General features: G+C 46.0%; 12 protein-coding genes. 8 read left to right on the top strand and 4 right to left on the bottom strand.

All coding sequences use genetic code 11. From position 1 onward, the window contains the following. Positions 1 to 273: 273 nt before the first annotated feature. From NHN17_RS12920 to NHN17_RS12935, 4 genes are all read left to right on the top strand, one after another. On the top strand, positions 274 to 834 hold the full coding sequence (locus NHN17_RS12920; RefSeq protein ID WP_255042974.1) for a hypothetical protein: 561 nt from the start codon (positions 274 to 276) through the stop codon (positions 832 to 834). A gap of 349 nt (positions 835 to 1183) precedes the next feature. Continuing rightward, a complete protein-coding gene (locus NHN17_RS12925) occupies positions 1184 to 2362 on the top strand; it encodes an efflux RND transporter periplasmic adaptor subunit (RefSeq protein WP_255042975.1) in 1179 nt (392 codons plus the stop codon). 13 nt (positions 2363 to 2375) lie between these two features. Then, a complete protein-coding gene (locus NHN17_RS12930) occupies positions 2376 to 5507 on the top strand; it encodes an efflux RND transporter permease subunit (protein WP_255042976.1) in 3132 nt (1043 codons plus the stop codon). After that, positions 5500 to 7041 (top strand): efflux transporter outer membrane subunit, encoded by a 1542-nt coding sequence (locus NHN17_RS12935; RefSeq protein ID WP_255042977.1) that lies wholly within the window; start codon positions 5500 to 5502, stop codon positions 7039 to 7041. Before NHN17_RS12930 ends, NHN17_RS12935 begins: the two co-directional genes overlap by 8 nt. A 704-nt stretch (positions 7042 to 7745) precedes the next feature. Here NHN17_RS12935 and NHN17_RS12940 read toward each other — a convergent pair. Together NHN17_RS12940 and NHN17_RS12945 are read right to left on the bottom strand one after the other, a co-directional pair. Beyond that, positions 7746 to 9320, bottom strand: coding sequence for a BCCT family transporter (locus NHN17_RS12940; protein ID WP_255042978.1), 1575 nt, complete (start codon positions 9318 to 9320; stop codon positions 7746 to 7748). Positions 9321 to 9583: 263 nt separating this feature from the next. Beyond that, the gene (locus NHN17_RS12945) at positions 9584 to 10549 is read right to left on the bottom strand and encodes a Gfo/Idh/MocA family protein (protein WP_255042979.1); all 966 of its coding nucleotides are present in this window, start codon (positions 10547 to 10549) and stop codon (positions 9584 to 9586) included. 106 nt (positions 10550 to 10655) lie between these two features. Here NHN17_RS12945 and NHN17_RS12950 point away from each other — a divergent pair, with 106 nt between their 5' ends. After that, on the top strand, positions 10656 to 11417 hold the full coding sequence (locus tag NHN17_RS12950; RefSeq protein WP_255042980.1) for a phosphatase PAP2 family protein: 762 nt from the start codon (positions 10656 to 10658) through the stop codon (positions 11415 to 11417). A gap of 195 nt (positions 11418 to 11612) precedes the next feature. Further along, entirely contained in the window at positions 11613 to 12491 is an 879-nt protein-coding gene (locus tag NHN17_RS12955) for an AEC family transporter (RefSeq protein WP_255042981.1), read from the top strand. A 176-nt stretch (positions 12492 to 12667) separates the two neighbouring features. Here the strand turns inward: NHN17_RS12955 and NHN17_RS12960 are convergent, their stop codons facing one another. Continuing rightward, a complete protein-coding gene (locus NHN17_RS12960; protein WP_255043022.1) occupies positions 12668 to 13024 on the bottom strand; it encodes a helix-turn-helix domain-containing protein in 357 nt (118 codons plus the stop codon). A gap of 269 nt (positions 13025 to 13293) precedes the next feature. Here NHN17_RS12960 and NHN17_RS12965 point away from each other — a divergent pair, with 269 nt between their 5' ends. After that, positions 13294 to 13452, top strand: a complete 159-nt coding sequence (locus tag NHN17_RS12965; RefSeq protein WP_255042982.1) for a DUF411 domain-containing protein — start codon at positions 13294 to 13296, stop codon at positions 13450 to 13452. A gap of 65 nt (positions 13453 to 13517) precedes the next feature. Here the strand turns inward: NHN17_RS12965 and NHN17_RS12970 are convergent, their stop codons facing one another. After that, positions 13518 to 14480 carry a hypothetical protein gene (locus NHN17_RS12970; protein WP_255042983.1) on the bottom strand — a complete coding sequence of 321 codons (963 nt, stop codon included), beginning with the start codon at positions 14478 to 14480 and terminating at the stop codon, positions 13518 to 13520. 273 nt (positions 14481 to 14753) lie between these two features. Here NHN17_RS12970 and NHN17_RS12975 point away from each other — a divergent pair, with 273 nt between their 5' ends. Then, positions 14754 to 15449 carry a DUF2786 domain-containing protein gene (locus tag NHN17_RS12975; RefSeq protein WP_255042984.1) on the top strand — a complete coding sequence of 232 codons (696 nt, stop codon included), beginning with the start codon at positions 14754 to 14756 and terminating at the stop codon, positions 15447 to 15449. Positions 15450 to 15460: the final 11 nt, after the last annotated feature.

The raw sequence follows: 15460 nt of genomic DNA on the forward strand, positions 1-15460 counted from the left end.
AACTAGAAATCAACTAGTTGGGATTATCGCCTAACTGCAGGATCGTTCAAGTTAGCTTAAACGATCGGCATTAGTCCTTATGACGGCTTTTTGTTTATACCAACCGACATAAATATTTGATCAACGACTTATCCAAATTGGTATTACTCCCCCCACTTCTCTACCAGCGCGAATTTCCATTCAATACCTGTATAGCCCCTATACTTTATGTTGTCATTACCCAATGACAAATCAATCCATGATGATAATTTCAAACTAGGTGGAGAAATAATCATGGTCAATTTTTTAAAATCAGCTCTTTGTATATCTGCAGTACTTTCAACCAGCCTGATTGCGATTCCTGCAATTGCAGAAGACAGTAAGATGGCAGAAGACTTGATGACCGAAAAAATAGGTCGAGCCAAGTCTGCCGCCCCTGCCTCTATCAGTGGCGATGCAACAATTGTTGTTGATGGCAAGGTTGTGGTTGAAGGCTCAAACGGTTGGACATGTATGCCTGATACGTTCCCTGATGATGGTATGCCTATGTGCAACGATGCGGTTTGGATGGAAATGCTCACGGCGATGGTCAACAAGAAAGATTTCACAGCAACAAAAATTGGGATTTCCTACATGTTGCAAGGTGACCGTGGCGCCGGAGTCAGTAACTCCGATCCTTATCACTCCGATCCTAAGTCCGCTGATGATTACGTAGAGACAGGGCCGCACCTCATGATCATTGTGCCAAAAGCCATGCTTGAAGGGATTACCGATGATCCGACCACCGGCGGGCCTTACGTCATGTGGAAAGACACACCTTACGTGCACATCATGGTACCGGTTGCCGACAAGTAACCCCCATAACTATGAGTGCCGTAACAAACAATCCGCGCACAATCAGCCCAGCTATCAATAGCTGGGCTTTATGCAAAGATAAGACAATGCCCCAGCCTAAACCTGAATAAGCTATTCATTATTCTTAATGATTAGTGCATGGCTTAATCACGCTTTTCGTTTGTAGTTCTAATACCAATCTGGCTAAGTCGTTGATCAAGTATTTGCACTGGAAAAACCGTTGTTATCAAGGCAGAGATTGCCGTAACTAGTGGCTCTAATTACAAAATATCTAACGCAGAGAACAGCGATTTTAACCAGCAAGACTGATCAAATATTTATGTAGGTTGGTATAAGGTAGGTTGGCGTAATGATCAGTGTTAAGCAGCAACTGTTACAACCGTTCTCTTTGTCTTTGGCCCTATTAAGCTTGGTGTTTATACAAGGCTGTGAAGATAAGGAAGCTGCACCACCTCAAGGGCCACAATACGATATCGGCTATGTCACAGTAGTGTCTAAGTCGGTCGAACTACGTGATGAAATGCCGGGAAGAACAGTCGCTTCTTACGAAGCTGAAGTACGCCCGCAGGTGGGTGGCATTATCCTCAAGCAGCTGTTTGAGGAAGGTACAATGGTACAGAAGGGACAACCTCTATACCAAATAGATCCGGCGCCATTCCAGCTTTCCTTGGACCAAGCACAATCTGAACTAAATAAAGCTTCGGCGAATCTAGCTACAGCAAGAAACCGTGCAGACCGCTACCGCCGCCTAGTCAGAGAAAAAGCCGTTTCAAGGCAGGATTATGACGATGCTGTTGCGACATACCAAGAAGCACAATCGAATGTCGCCAGTGCGAAGGCCGGTGTTGAAAACGCCAAAATTAACCTTAACTACACCAAAGTCAACGCCCCGATAGATGGTCGTGCTGGCCGCTCATCCGTCACAGCAGGTGCTTTGGTCACCGCGAACCAATCTGCACCTCTGGTTACGGTGCAAACGTACAACCCGATGCACGTCGACCTGACAGCGTCAAGCACTGAGCTTTTACTGTATCGACGAGAGTTAGTACAAGGGGCTTTCAAGCAGACAAAAGCAGAGCTTGGCGATATTCAACTTTCCCTTGAAGACGGCACGACATACGACAAATTAGGCACTATCCTGTTTTCTGATATCAACATTGATGAAACAACGGGCTCGTTTGTTCTTAGAGTTTCCTTCCCCAATCCACAGCAAATTCTTCTTCCCGGCATGTTCGTTAGGGCATCACTGCCTCGAGGGATTGTCGATAGCGCTATTTTGATCCCAGCCAAAGCCTTAACCCGGACACCAAAAGGTGAGGCACAGGTGAGCGTTATTGGCCAAGACAATAACGTTGAAGTCCGAACCGTCAAAACTGAACGGCTTATAAATAATCACTGGTTGATCACTCAGGGGTTAAACGTTGGCGAGAAAGTCATTGTCGATGGTTTGCAGTTTGTCCGCTCAGGGGCACCTGTTAGTAAGTCGCATGAAATAAGCACCTCAACGACTAACAATCCTTCGAAGTAAATAGGACGGGGTCATGGCACATTTTTTTATACAACGACCTGTTTTCGCGTGGGTGCTTGCAATTATGGTGATGCTTGCAGGCATTATCTCGATTATCCTGCTGCCTATTGCTCAATATCCGACCATCGCGCCACCGGCGATACAAATTTCGGCCACTTACCCTGGCGCCTCGGCAAAAACTGCAGAAGACTCGGTGACACAGGTGATAGAACAACAGATGAACGGGCTCGATAACCTGTTGTACATGTCATCGACTTCCGATTCATTCGGTAATATTACGACCACCTTAACTTTCGGTGCGGGTACCGACCCTGATATTGCGCAAGTACAGGTACAAAACAAGTTATCAGTTGCCACCCCCTTACTGCCACTTGAAGTACAGAACCAAGGGGTAAAAGTAGAAAAAGCGAGTAACTCAATCTTGATGGTAATCGGGTTTGTCTCCGATGACCCTTCTTTAACCAATGAAGACATTTCAGACTATGTTTCCAGTAATGTGCTGGATCCCCTCAGCCGGGTAGATGGCGTTGGTCAAACCCAGCTTTTTGGGGCTGAATATGCAATGCGGATATGGCTCAACCCGTACCAGTTGGAAAACTATGATTTAATGCCATCCGATATTGTGGCCGCTATTCAAGAGCAAAATGCCCAAGTTTCAGCCGGACAACTCGGCGCAGCACCTGCGGTCCAAGGCCAACAACTCAATGCCACCATTACGGCTCAGTCCAGATTGCAAACTGTAGAGCAATTCAAAAAGATTTTGCTCAAGGTCAACCCTGACGGCTCTCAGGTTCTGATGGAAGATGTTGCCAAAGTTCAGTTAGGCTCAGCCTCATACCAAACCGTTTCCAACTACAACAAGCAGCCAGCCACCGGTATTTCTATTGCGCTTGCAACAGGTAAAAATGCCTTAGAAACTGCCGATGCCGTCAGGGCAAAACTCGCAGAGCTCGTCCCGTTTTTCCCTGAGGGGATCACCATTGTTTATCCTTACGATACCACTCCCTTTATTGAAATCTCGATTGAAGAAGTGGTAAAAACCCTACTTGAAGCGATCTTCCTCGTTTTCTTGGTTATGCTGTTGTTCTTGCAAAGTTTCAGAGCAACGCTGATCCCAACGATTGCTGTACCTGTTGTGGTACTCGGCACCTTTGCCGTACTGCTCACTCTCGGATATTCGATCAACACACTCACTATGTTCGCGCTGGTTTTGGCTATTGGCCTGCTGGTGGATGATGCCATCGTAGTTGTTGAGAACGTTGAACGGATCATGGAGGAAGAAGGGTTAGAGCCTAGGGAGGCAACCGAAAAGTCCATGACTGAAATTACCAGCGCTCTCGTTGGTATTGGTATGGTGCTCTGTGCTGTATTTATCCCCATGGCTTTCTTTGCTGGTTCAACTGGAGCAATTTATCGTCAGTTTTCCATTACCATAGTAACCGCAGTTGCACTCTCGGTAATGGTTGCGATTATCCTAACTCCGACCTTATGCATCAGCCTACTCAATAGTTCCGACGGGCATAAAACAACGGGGTTTGCAGGCTGGTTTAACCGCAACTTCAACAAAGCGACGGAGAAATATACCTCAGCAGTCACTTTCATTACTCACCGCAGCTTTCGCTTTTTGTTGATTTACCTAGGGATAGGCGTTGTGATGGCTTTACTGTTTTTACGCCTTCCAAGTGGTTTCCTTCCCGATGAAGACCAAGGCACCATGATGAGTATGGTGCAGTTGCCCAGTGGCTCAACCCAAGAGCAAACCTTGAACATCCTCGATAAAGTTGAGGATCATTTCCTCGAAACAGAAAAGAAAAATGTAAAATCTGTCTTCTCTGTTTCAGGCTTTAGTTTCGCTGGTTCCGGTGCAAATACCGGCATGATGTTCATTTCACTCAATGACTGGAGTGAGCGCACAGCAGAAAGCGACAAGGTCAATGCTATTGTTGGTCGTGCGATGAAGGCTTTTACCGAAATACCGCAGGCGTTAATCTTTGCCTTTGCCCCTCCCGCTATTATGGAGCTCGGTAACGCCACCGGCTTCGACATGTTTTTGCAAGACCGCTCAGGCCTCGGTCATGAAAAAATGACTGATGCGCGTAATCAATTATTGGGAGTGGCAGCTCAAAACCCTAAACTATTTCAAGTTAGGGCTAATGGGCTTAGTGACACACCGCAATATCATATCCAAATTGACCAACTCAAAGCGCGGGCACTTGGAGTCTCCATCAGTGACATCAACAGCACACTCGGTACCGCTTTGGGGAGTAACTACGTCAATGACTTCGTTGATCGGGGCCGAATAAAACAAGTCTATGTGCAAGCCGACATGCCCTTTCGCATGAACCCAGAAGACATCATGGAATGGAAAGTCAGGAACCAGTCTGGCGAAATGGTGGCCATGCGGGTGTTCAGTAAGGGTGAATGGACCTACGGCTCCCCCCGACTCGAGCGTTACAACGGCACATCGGCCATGGAAATTCTAGGAGAGCCCGCTCCCGGCATCAGTACCGGTGAAGCCATGTTGGAAATGGAGCAGATCGTGAACCAATTACCCAAAGGGGTCGGACTGGAATGGACAGGCATGTCTTATCAAGAAAGGATCTCGAGTGGTCAGGCACCACTGCTCTATGCCCTGTCCATCCTCATCGTTTTCCTCTGCCTTGCTGCACTTTATGAAAGCTGGGCAGTCCCCTTCTCCGTTATCCTCATTATCCCCCTTGGTGTATTGGGTGCGGTATCAGCGACCTTGCTGTTTGGGCTCGAGAATGATGTCTATTTTCAGGTTGGCTTACTGACAACCATTGGCCTTGGTTCAAAGAACGCCATCATGATTGTGGAATTTGCCAAATCGTATCATGACTCAGGTGAGGACATGTTCAAAGCAGCCATTCATGCCGCCAAAATCCGTCTGCGCCCAATTTTAATGACCTCTCTCGCTTTTGGTATGGGGGTTGTCCCCTTGGCGATATCTAGCGGAGCAGGTTCAGGTGCACAGAATGCGGTAGGTACAGGGGTTCTTGGTGGGGTTATTACCGCAACCTTCCTCGGAATCTTCTTTGTGCCGTTGTTTTTTGTTGCCGTGACACGGGTATTCTACGGATCAGACAAACCATCAGCCCCTGCAGAGGAGACCACGAATGACTAGAACCACGTCGCTGGCATTCTGCATATACCTGACTACCAGCCTAGCCGGCTGCACCAATTTCATCCCGAGTTACCAGCAACCCGTTGCGCCCGTCGAATCGGGCTGGCCTGTGGATGAGAGTGCCAATAACTTCTCTATCTATACTGGGAGTAATGTCCCAGGCACCTCAGTTCCAAACGCTTCGGATACTCTAGCACCTGGACCAGCAACATCGGTCAACCGAGTTTCTCCCTATGAAGACTGGCGGGCATTTATTCAGAGCAATAAGCTTACTAACGTTATAGAACTTGCCCTTCGCAACAATCGTGATGTGCGTATTGCTGTTTTAAATATCCAGCGCGCAGAAGCTCAATACGGTATCCAGCGAGCAAACCGCTTACCCAATATTGATCTAGGCGTAACCGGTGCCAACCAGCGCTTGTCTGAAAACGTGAATAATGGTAACTCGACGATTAGCCGCCAGTACAGCGTAGATCTTGGCGTCAGTAGTTATGAAATTGATTTCTGGGGCAGAATTCAGAGCTTAGAACAACAAGCGCTGGAGCAATACCTATCCACGATCGAAGCACGTAAAAACACCCAGCTCAGTTTGATCAGCAGCGTGATTGAATCATATCTCACCCTGATTGCCGATCAACGCTTACTACGTTTAGCGGAAGATACCCTTAGGGTGCAACGAGACTCTCTGGCCCTGACTGAAAAAAGCTTCAACAGTGGTGTTGCAACAGGGTTGGACGTTGCCCAGGCAAAAACAACTGTTGCTACCGCGCTCAAAGATGTGGCTGTTTTCACTAGCCAAGTGGATGTAGACATCAATGCACTGAATACCTTGGTAGGTAAAGCTGTCCCCATTCACCTTCTTCCCCAGTTAACGGATAATATCGGATTTGCCCCAGTCCATGTCGGTGTACCGTCAGATGTACTTCTACGTCGACCCGATATCTTATCTGCCGAACACCAACTACGTTCTGCTAACGCAAACATAGGTGCAGCGCGCGCGGCCTACTTCCCGACTATTTCTCTCACGGCAACAGGTGGTCTACTCAGCGCTTCGGCCGACGATCTGTTTTCCGGAGATAGTCGAAGTTGGGTATTCACGCCTAACCTTGTTTTACCCATCTTCAATTGGGGTGAGCTGGATAGTCAGTTAGATGTGTCTATTGCTGATCAACAAATTGCCTTAAATCAGTATGAACTCGCCATACAAACCGCGTTCCGCGAAGTATCAGATGCCTTGGCGAACCAAGCCACGATAAATGATCAGGTATCAGCACAGCAGATGCTGGTTGATGCCACCGGAGAGAGCTTCAGGTTATCGAACCTACGTTTTGATGAAGGGGTTGATGACTACTTTACGGTGCTAGATTCACAGCGAGAGTACTACACCGCCCAACAAGAGTTGATAAACACTAAGCTCTCAGAAGAGCTAAATCTGGTGACACTATACAAAGTGCTCGGAGGTGGGTGGGTAGAAACTGATGTACCAATACCTGACTCATTGCCTTCAACAGGAGCCTTATACGAAAGCCAATGAAAAAGTGGTAGTGAATTGTTCTAATTACATAAACTTTGACGCTTCACAACAATCATATATAACGCTGATCGTACCTCTCTTGACTTATGTAATTAAATTACATGACACCCGATCACGCATGATAATAAACGCTTGAATAGTGACCTAAGTCACACTAAAATTCTCCTTGTGGTAGCAATACAGCCACAAACTGTAAATTAATTACAAAGGAGTTACCCCATGACTTATGATTCTCTTATGGCAATGCACTATATCGTTTCTAAGCGCGTTAAAGCCCAAACAAAGCAGAAGCGTAAATAAGCCAGCAATTCCTTAGCGCTCAATTTTCAGCTCTGAGCAAAACAGAACACAAATCATCACTATCAAATAATATAAATCCTCCCCCTCAGGGGGTGTTGATTTAAATAGCTTCCCCGCCTACTTCTTATTTTTTTCATATACCGTACAACAACTCGGCGAGCACCCCAACACCAACCCAAGTGGTTTTATACCAACCTACATAAATATTTGATCTGTCTTGATAGCAACGATTTTTCCAGTGCAAATACTTGATCAACGACTTATCCAGATTGGTATTACAGCTAGATGCATGGTTTTCAGCGTTCTCTTTTTCTTTTAATTTAGCTGGCAGCCTGCTTTTAATCATAAAAAAAGCGCAAGCCACACACGTTGGCTTGCGCTTCAATGTTTCTTAAGTATTGTCTTTACGACTGACTAGCAACTTCTGCTTGTTCCCAGCCTTGCTGAGCTTGAGCTTCTGCTTCAGCCTTCTTGCCCTGCATTCGCAGAACAGCCAAAGGACCAGTGACCAATGTCACAGCCAACAGCATCGACACAGGAACCGCCGTGATCACAATGAACGACTGCAACGCATTCAAGCCACCGTCACCCGCAAGCAACAGCACGCCCGCAATAACACCCATCGCCAACGCCCAGAACAGACGCTGTGATTTTGACGGCTGGCTATCGCCAGACACAACAAGCGCAATTGAGTAAGCCATTGAGTCACCCGTTGTAACAACGAATGTCGTCGTCAACACTAAGAACGCAGGGATCATTAGTTCGTTGAACGGCAATTGTGCCAACGATGCAAGTAATACCGCTGGTAGGCCAGAGTCAGCAAGCGGGCCTGAAATGGTTCCTGGAACCTGAAGTTCAAAGAAGATTCCTGTGCCGCCTAGAACGGTAAACCAGAAGTTAGTCACAATCGGTGCAGCCACCGCAATGGTCAAAATCAGCTCACGGATGCTACGACCTTCAGAGATGCGTGCGATGAAAATCGCCATCATAGGTGCAAAACCGATAAACCAACCCCAGAAGAACCACGTCCACCACTGGCTCCAAGCAGGGCTATCCGCATTCACACTCATTTCGGGCAGATGCTGAATATAAGACGCGAAAGCCAGACCAAAGTGCTCAAAGATAAACTGGGTTGGGCCAAACACTAACATCACCATCAGGAGGGCAAAGGCACCCACGATGTTGAAACGGCTTAGCCACTGAAGACCTTTATCCATACCTGTGAAAGCAGAAAGCGAGTAGATCGCAACAACCACAGCCAAAATAACCATCTGGCTAGAAGAGTTGTTTTCGATATTTGCAACGACTTCTAGGCTGTAACCTAGTTGAGAAGCCAAGAAACCAATTGGACCGATTGTACCTGCTGCAACAGCAATAATTGAGCATGCATCAATAACAGAACCCAACCAGTGGTTTTCTAGCTTGTCACCAACAATAGGATAAAGCAAAGCGCGTGGACGTAGTTTTACCCCACCTTGGTGGTGCGCATACATCAACACAATCGTCGCTAGTGTGCCAAGACATGCCCAGGCCAAAAAGCCCCAATGCATAAAGCTTTGGCTAAGAGCAGGAACGACCGCAGCAGCAGACTCTGCTTGAACACCATCAAAGCTCGGTGGTGTCGTCATAAAGTGATAGATAGGCTCTGCAGCTGACCAGAACACACCACCACCTGCGAGCAGCGTACACATGATCATCGCCAACCAACGGAATGTACCAATTGTTGGCTTGCTGTTCACAGCACCTAGGCGTTGTTTGCCATATGGACTAACCGCTATCACTAGGGCAATAACGAAATTAATCACCATCAGCCATTGCCAAAACTGGCCAAAAGCAGCAGTAGAATAGGAAAACGCGGAATCGATGATCTGGCTGACTAAAGTCAAATCATAGAGAGAAAAGAGGAGAAACAATCCTAGGAAACCAATACTTAGAACTGAAACTGTTTTGTCGCTACCTTTTAGGGTATTGCTTAGCATAATTATCTCACGGTGTGTGTGAGGGACAGCACTCTAGCAGCTCATCCCCCAGCACACCAGTGAAATATTTCTGAAAGATTTATAATTACAACTCAAGCACCTAGCTAATAAAACTGTCATTTTTTAAAAATAGCTAGCCATAATAGGGAGTTATCGCATTCGTTACTTTCTATGCACCAATTGTTTTGAACACGAAATATTTTTTGTGATGCAGTTCAAAATCACACCAAACACAACGTCATGAATTGCTCGTGATATTCACCTCATTTCACTTGACTCACCAAGTACTCCGCTAGCAAATGGCTATGGAGATTTCGCTGAGTTAAAGCAAGTTCCTGTTTACCCGAAATAACAACGTCAAGCCAATGCTCTGCCATCGCATGAAAGCCCTTTGCAGCTAGCATTGGTGTCCAGTCTGCAAGCTTTAAACGCTTTTCTATATTATTCTGCCAGCGGCTCCCCTCGGTAAAAGAATCAAACCGATAACTGACATTCTTATAATTGGCAGAAACCGTTTCCATGGTCGCACCGTGCTGGCGGTTCATTGACGCGTGGAACAACGCGCCATTCTGTTGCCATTGCACATCAAGACGGCCAAGTTGTAACTGCGAGCCTACCGAGGCCGACTGGCAAGTAATATAGAGGTCTTCCAGATCGATGTTCGCATTCACATTGATGCTATCTAATGGATGGATGAAATCATCAAAAATAAAGGTTCTCCCTTCGCCCGGTAAGCCATGACGGTGTTTTTCCCAGCGTAATGACAACAATGGTCCTGAGGAAAGTTGCTCTGCAGGAACATGTTCCTCTCGTTTAGTATCAATAGATACTCCCGAAAGATGCTGCTTATATAGAGGGATATACCGACGATTGAACCCCATAAATAAGGGGGCTTGCTTACTTTCAGCAAGATCATAAAGGCGTTCGCACTGCTCATAGTTATCGGCGAGAGGCTTATCAACAAAGACCGGTAAGCCAAGGTTCAAGAAAAACGCTGCCAGCATAGGATGCGAAGATGTCGCGCTATGGATCATCACCGCATCGATACCTGCCTTGGCTAATTCTCGGTAGTCAGTATAAGTTTCAGTCACATGGTATTGCTTAGCGAGTTGTTGCAACCGCTGCGGATTGCGGGTACAGAACACCCACTCCACATTCGGCAGTTGGCTCAATACCGGTAAATGCGCCTTTATCGCGATATCGCCTAATCCTATCAGGGCAATCTTCATTTCAATCCCTACTAAACGTAAACTAACGATTTATGACACTTATTTTACTTTTTAAAGCGTATACTTTGCTAGAATCCCGTCTCAATTTTTATGAAGTGTATTGATTATGTTCCTCCGTCCATTCATTGAGCGCAAACTCCCTGGCCTCATCGCATTATTGTTAATGACCACCCTATTGTCAGCGGTGCTGGTCTTTTATTCTCAAGCCGACTTGAATGGTCCAGTTTCTGACTTTAGCGGCATGCTTTTTTCTTTATTAACCCATTCAGCTGGAAATCCAGGTTTCTTGGTGACGGTAGGCTTATTTATGATGATACCCGTTATCATGAAGCTACCGCGTAAGACATTGATCAAACTAGGCACTCAATTTGCCCTTCTGCTTGCCTTAAGCTTTATCGCCAAAACCGTAATGAAGCACATTACTGAAGTCCCTCGCCCTTATACTCATCAACTGCAAGCCTTGGACATCGTAGAAACTCCAGACGCTTTTTATACGCTTAGTCATATAGAAAAGGATGAAGCGGTTAAACAGGCAAGCGAGAGTGTCAGCCATTGGCGCATCACTCACTGGCAAGGTGAAACAAACTACTCGCTACCTTCTGGCCACACCATTTTTGCAGCTGTGTGTGTTGCTTTTTGGGGTGGTTTTTTCCTAAGGCGCCGTCAGTTTATTCCGGTCGGTATCATCATTACATGGGCTGTTAGCGTTGGGATCAGCCGCATTTGGCTTGGCATGCACTGGCCTACAGATCTACTCGCCTCAATTTTTGGCGCGGCTTGCTTATACCTTTGTATCCCTGAATGGAGGGTATTGCCTGCAAAGATGGCTGAACAAACTCAGCAGCAAACATTTCAAGAAACTAAGTAGCACTTCTAAATAGTAAGTTGTCCAGATTGATTACTGGTTAAGGTCTCTTTGCCAGTAATCAATTTCATTCAACTAAAATCTCTCCCCTCCGATTCACATCCATTTAATACGAATCACTACCCACATCTCATAAAATACGATAAGTTGAACCTTGGTTTATCCAAAAGTCATACAAAACGTCGCATAAGGGATAATGTGCTTGAGCAAATAGTAGGGATCCTATTTCCCGTTTTCACACTGGTATTAATAGGCTACGCAGTAGGTCGCTGGCTAAAGCCTGACTTTCGCCCCATCAACCGCATTAATATGGATGTATTTACCCCAGCATTGGTCTTTTCTTCGCTGGTTGCCATGCCGCTCGATACCGATCAACTCCCCCTACTTTACGCCTCGTTAATTGCCATTTTGGTACCGGGCATAATGATGCTTCCTGTCTGCCGCTTGAGCAAACTTAACTTTAAAGCTTGGGCACCACCACAAATGTTCCGTAACAGTGGCAATCTTGCGATTCCCCTCTTTACCTATGCATTTGGTGATTCGGCATTAGCACCAGCCGTCTTGCTGTTCGTGGTGTCAGCCTGTGTGCACAGCAGCCTCGGCCTAGCATTGCTCAGTAATGGTAATCCAATCAAGCAAATGGTCCGGATGCCGATTTTCATTGCGACATGTGCGGCGCTTGTGTTGAACATAAGCGGCTTGGGTATATGGAAACCTTTATATGATGCGACAGCACTACTGGGACAAGCAGCTGTCCCCGTCATGCTTCTATCGCTTGGCTCTCAAATGTGCAATTTACGTTTAGATGGGGTGAAGGTAGGTATGGTGTGTACTTTCCATTCATTAACCACTGGCGCAGTCGCTTTCAGTCTTATTTACTTCTTTGTTCCTTTGCCCACGTTACAGCTCCAGATGATGGTACTGTTTACCATGTTACCGCCAGCGGTCATGAACTATTTGTACGCAGAGCGGTTTGTCGTCGAGCCCGCAAATGTCGCTTCTATGGTGTTATTTGGCAATTTCTTCAGTCTCTTTGCCCTACCGCTGTTGTTGATGTTTTCCCTGTCCTTGGCTTAACCCATATTGATATGACAGCATCAAAACAGCCGCTCCCTAACTGTTGATACCTATAAACAAGAACACCCCTGAGGTCAGCCTTCATAAAGAAAACTGACCTCAGGGGTGTCAAAAAAGCTTGCATTATAAAGGCTTTACACCCAGTAACTGTAAGTTACTTAGGCCGATAAAATGTATTAATGCACTTCAACACTATGAATGTATTCAACAACCAGCTGATTACCGTCGTAGCGTACATTTTTAATTTCACCATCAACGATAAATGTATTGGTCAGCGTCACCGAATTTGGCAGTACCCCACCCATTTGGCTGCGCAGTGACGGTAATGTGAGCAAAGGATCTACACCAATATAATTACAAAACTGGTTAACAAAACGGTGCTCAAGAGGAACACTGCCACGAAGGATATCAGAGAATACCAATTGACTGACGCCAAGACGTTTAGCCATTTCAATTTGGGTAACTCGCATCTTTGCCTTGTAGCTCATCCAAGTGTCATGAAGAACCTGACGGTCTTGTTCAGTATATTGCATCATCGTTTCCTTGCGCACTGTTGCTAGCGCATTAGTATTTTTTCGTTGTACTTATTTAAGCCGATCCTTAAACCAGTTTTGTCAGAGAAAAGTAAGGCTTTTTTGCTTTCAAAGCCACGTCACATATGGCTTGAACTCAGTTTCATTAAAAACAAAAGCGTGATCATAGACTTGTCATTTTTTGTTCAAACGATAGCCAGTCTTGTACTTGAGGTTGTTCAATTGACTAAATACTAGACATGATGTGTTTGTATGTTCTATGGCTCTCTATGCGCCTGCAAAAGCGCATGGTCGGTCTTGCTGTTCCGGGCATGCCTCTCGGCTCTCCTGGCATGGAGCATAACGATCAAAAAGCCCCATATGAGGTTTTGGCCTTTGACGAAAATGGCCGAGCTATGGTGTGGTCTCGCCAGAATCAGTCACGATGATAATCTAACCGGTTAAAGGCGCCGTTTGGCGCCTTTAATTGAGTAACGTACTGAGTTATAGCAGTCTATAGCTTATCAAACCACGCCCGATTAGGATCTTGATGCTCAGCCCATTCTGGCTCAAGCTCTCTATGCTCTAGATAAATTTGCATCGCGGTAAAATAGGTAAAAGCCGTTAACTCAGAATCGGCACCGAAGTGCTCAAAAAAAGCATCTTCTTGCTCAGATAATTGATTCAAGCTCTTGATACCTTGCTTGAAGACCCATTGTGTCGCATGCGGCGGAATCAAAGTACGATGTAGAATCAACTCGGCAATATCACCAATGTTCACATCAATGCCCTTTGCATTCTGTCGTTCAGGTAAGGTCAATACCGCCTCTTCTGCTAGTAACGCTTTAAGGCTATCAATACTCGCCGCACGCTCTGCTGTCGAATACCCGTACGTCGCTTTGGCAAAGCGGATGGCATAAGACAAACGGTCACGCCCTACGACTTCCACCACTTCTTCTAAATACGGCTGCGGGATATTGTACGACTTTGCCAGTTGCTCTACCGCATGGCTGAGGCCGGTATAGTTGATGCCATCAAACTGAACATGGAAGCTAGTACTCAAGCTCGCGACAGGCAACCCATCAATGGTTAACGGCCAGCCCAGGTAGTTAACCCGCTCCTTGGCAATTTCAAACATGCTCCAAGCACTTTCACGAAACCCTTCAAGCGCCTTACCTTCAAATTCTGATTGCTCTAACTCTTCTTTTGTCCAATTCACCCCTATTTGCAAGTGTTTTTGGTACTTACGGTGAAGTTGCTCTTTCACCTTATCGCGCAGCAGCTCCAAATCACTCGCTTTAATGCCTTTGCAGATGCCATAACACTCTTGGCAACTCGGCAGAAGAATTGGCAGTTTTTGGTGGTCATAGTTAGGTGATGGTAAAAAGGCGTAAGATTCAAAATATGGTTCACCACAAAACCAACAGGTATGGCGATAATCAAAAGGTACATCAACGGATTGGTAGGTCGCTGTCATAGCAAAAATACCCAAATGAAAAACTAAGAATATTATGCTTGCCATGCCACCAAGACACAAGGCAGCACGTCGTCAAGCGACAGATAAATATGACCACTCATCTCGATTTCACAGATGCATAATTTACCCACAATAAAATTAACAAAGTACTTAACTGCTGAGGAGTCCGAATATCCTCTCGCTAAAAACTGCATAAACTATCCGCTAAAGAGAATTGTGCTAGCTTAGGGAAAACGTTAAAATGTGTGCCCTTTTCTATCATGGTGTAATCGAATGTCTGAACAGAAGCGAAAGGCGCTCAAAAAAATAGCGAAATGCCTCGAGCTGGGTAACTCTGCAAACGTCAATGAAGCCGCACAAGCCATTAAGATGGCGCATCGCCTGATGCTGAAATACGGCCTTGAACAAGATGACATCGAATTTATCAAGATGGGTAAAACCAAAACTAAGACCTTACTCCCGGCCGACATCAGCCAGCAGATATTGAAGATTATCCGCGGAATCAACCGTCGCTTTGGTGTTGAATGCGTGCTAACCAATCACAAAGGGCTCAAACAAGCTGAGTTTATTGGGGTTGCAGAAAGGGCGATCTTTGCCGCGTTTGCTTTTGATATTGTGTATCGTGAAATGAACCAGCAAACAGGCCAGTTCAGAAACAGTTTCCAAGGCTCCGGCACCAGTAATGCCGAAGTCACTCGTCGTGTAAACTCTTTCTTAGCCGGTTGGCTTGAAGGCGCGTTGGAAAAACTACCCGAGCTCAATACCGATGATGACCATGATAAACGCATGTCTAACTTCATCGATAAAGAGTTTGAAAATATTGATCGTGAAACCTTCAAGAAACAACTGCAGGAAGCGATGAATGCCCTTACCGATGATTACGAAAAAGGGATGAAAAAAGGTCGTTCAATTTCAGTAAACCGACCTGTTGCTGGCGAGAAAGCGTTCAAACCAAAACTGCTTTCATAACCAACGAGTCG

Source organism: Photobacterium pectinilyticum, from assembly GCF_024357955.1.
Classification (GTDB): domain Bacteria; phylum Pseudomonadota; class Gammaproteobacteria; order Enterobacterales; family Vibrionaceae; genus Photobacterium; species Photobacterium pectinilyticum.

Coding starts and splice junctions, on each gene's coding strand:
- NHN17_RS12920 (WP_255042974.1), top strand. CDS start 274: ATGGTCAATTTTTTAAAATCAGCTCTTTGTATATCTGCAGTACTTTCA.
- NHN17_RS12925 (WP_255042975.1), top strand. CDS start 1,184: ATGATCAGTGTTAAGCAGCAACTGTTACAACCGTTCTCTTTGTCTTTG.
- NHN17_RS12930 (WP_255042976.1), top strand. CDS start 2,376: ATGGCACATTTTTTTATACAACGACCTGTTTTCGCGTGGGTGCTTGCA.
- NHN17_RS12935 (WP_255042977.1), top strand. CDS start 5,500: ATGACTAGAACCACGTCGCTGGCATTCTGCATATACCTGACTACCAGC.
- NHN17_RS12940 (WP_255042978.1), bottom strand. CDS start 9,320: ATGCTAAGCAATACCCTAAAAGGTAGCGACAAAACAGTTTCAGTTCTA.
- NHN17_RS12945 (WP_255042979.1), bottom strand. CDS start 10,549: ATGAAGATTGCCCTGATAGGATTAGGCGATATCGCGATAAAGGCGCAT.
- NHN17_RS12950 (WP_255042980.1), top strand. CDS start 10,656: ATGTTCCTCCGTCCATTCATTGAGCGCAAACTCCCTGGCCTCATCGCA.
- NHN17_RS12960 (WP_255043022.1), bottom strand. CDS start 13,024: ATGCAATATACTGAACAAGACCGTCAGGTTCTTCATGACACTTGGATG.
- NHN17_RS12965 (WP_255042982.1), top strand. CDS start 13,294: ATGCGCCTGCAAAAGCGCATGGTCGGTCTTGCTGTTCCGGGCATGCCT.
- NHN17_RS12970 (WP_255042983.1), bottom strand. CDS start 14,480: ATGACAGCGACCTACCAATCCGTTGATGTACCTTTTGATTATCGCCAT.
- NHN17_RS12975 (WP_255042984.1), top strand. CDS start 14,754: ATGTCTGAACAGAAGCGAAAGGCGCTCAAAAAAATAGCGAAATGCCTC.